The following is a 1,802-nucleotide window of genomic DNA, read 5'->3' as shown; positions in this document are numbered from 1 at the left end:
GGTGGTGTCGGCGATGTGGGCGAGTTCGCTGATCCGGGGGTGGTCGAAGACGTCGCGGAGGGTGAGTGCGGTGCCGAGTTGTGCGTTGGCGCGGGCGACCACGCGGGTGGCGAGCAGGGAGTGTCCGCCGAGGCTGAAGAAGTCGCTGTCGACGCCGAGGTCGAGGTCGTCGCCGAGGTGCAGCACGTCGCGGAAGATGCCGGCGAGGGCGATCTCGGTGCCGGTCTCCGGTCGCCGGCCGGTGGCGGCGCCCGCGGTCAGGTCCGGCTGCGGCAACGCCCGGCGATCCAGCTTCCCGTTCGCCGTGACCGGGAATACGTCCAGGCGGGTGAACGTCGCCGGGAGCATGTAGTCCGGCAGCGACCGTGCGGCATGTTCGCGTAGGACGGCCTCGTCGGCCGTCGTGGTCACATAGGCCGCGAGGTATTTGCCACCGGCCGGGTGGTCCAGGGCGAGGACTGCGGCACCCGACACCAGCGGATGTTGTTCGAGGACGGCACGGATCTCGCCGAGTTCGATCCGGAACCCGCGGATCTTCACCTGGTCATCACTACGGCCGAGGTATTCCAGTCGGCCGTCAGGGTTCCAGCGCACCACGTCGCCGGTGCGATACAACCGTGCGCCCTGGTCATCAGCCACGAACCGGCTGGCGGTCAGGCCCGGGCGCCCGACGTAGCCGTCGGCGAGTTGCACCCCGCCCAGGTAAAGCTCACCGGCCACCCCGGCCGGCACCGGACGCAGCCACCCGTCGAGAACATGCGCGGTCGTGTTCGCCACCGGCGCACCGATCGTGGTGTCACCGCTCGCCGTGCCATCACCGGTGACCTCGGTCGAACCGTAGAAGTTGTGCAGCACCGCCTGCGGCGCCACCGCCCGCATCGCGTTCGCCGTCCCGGCAGTCAGCGCCTCACCAGAGGAGACCCATGATTGGACCGACGCCAACGCCGTGGACGCGTCGTCGTGACGGACCAGCACATCGGCCAGGCTCGGCACGGTCAACAGATGCGTCACACCATGCCGGGCGATCGTGCCGAGCAGAGCGGCCGGATCCTGCGCGGTCTCCGCGGCCACGACCACGATCCGCGCGCCGGCGATCATCGGCCCGAACAGCTCGGTCACCGCGTCGACGAAGCCCACACCACTCTTCGACAACGCCACACTGTCACGCGTGTAACCCAACACCCGGCCACCCCACACCAGCCGGTTGACCAGAGCACGATGCGACAGAGCCACACCCTTCGGATGACCCGTCGTCCCCGACGTGAAGATCACCACAGCAGCGTCCAGACCACTCAACGGCCTCGGCAGAACCGGCGCGGCCTGATCCTGCTGCGCGCGGGCCTGCAACTCAGCAGCGAGCCGGTCGGTGACAACCAGCGCAGGCGCAGCGTCGGCAAGGATGCGCTCGATACGGTCAGCCGGATACCCCGGATCGACCGGCACATACGCCGCCCCCGCACGCAACACCGCAGCCAGCACCACCACCAGATCCGCCGACCGCGTCATCACCACCGCGACCCGATCGCCGATCCCCACTCCCTCACCGATCAACAGACCGGCGAGAGCGTTGACCCGCGCATCGAACTGGCGGTAAGTGAGTTCGGTGCCATCCTCGGCGACGACCGCGACCGCATCCGGATCAGCCGCAACCCGAGCACGCACCAGCTCATCCACCGTCACCGGCGCGACATCAAGCGACTCACCACGCACCCACGACGGGTCCGGACCAGACGTCAACCCGGCGCTCAACTCGTGCAGGGTCAAACCCGGCGACCCGTCGAGGACCGCACTGAGGAAACGAC

General features: G+C 68.9%; 1 protein-coding gene. It reads right to left on the bottom strand.

Going from position 1 to position 1,802, the window contains the following annotated elements; all coding sequences use genetic code 11:
• Positions 1 to 1,662: non-ribosomal peptide synthetase (locus tag AB0E94_RS52790; protein ID WP_360344515.1), on the bottom strand; the 1,662-nt coding region annotated here is incomplete at its 3' end.
• Positions 1,663 to 1,802: the final 140 nt, after the last annotated feature.

The organism is Actinoplanes sp. NPDC026670, from assembly GCF_040638175.1.
Lineage (GTDB): Bacteria > Actinomycetota > Actinomycetes > Mycobacteriales > Micromonosporaceae > Actinoplanes.
This window is presented reverse-complemented; position numbering and strand designations above follow the sequence as displayed.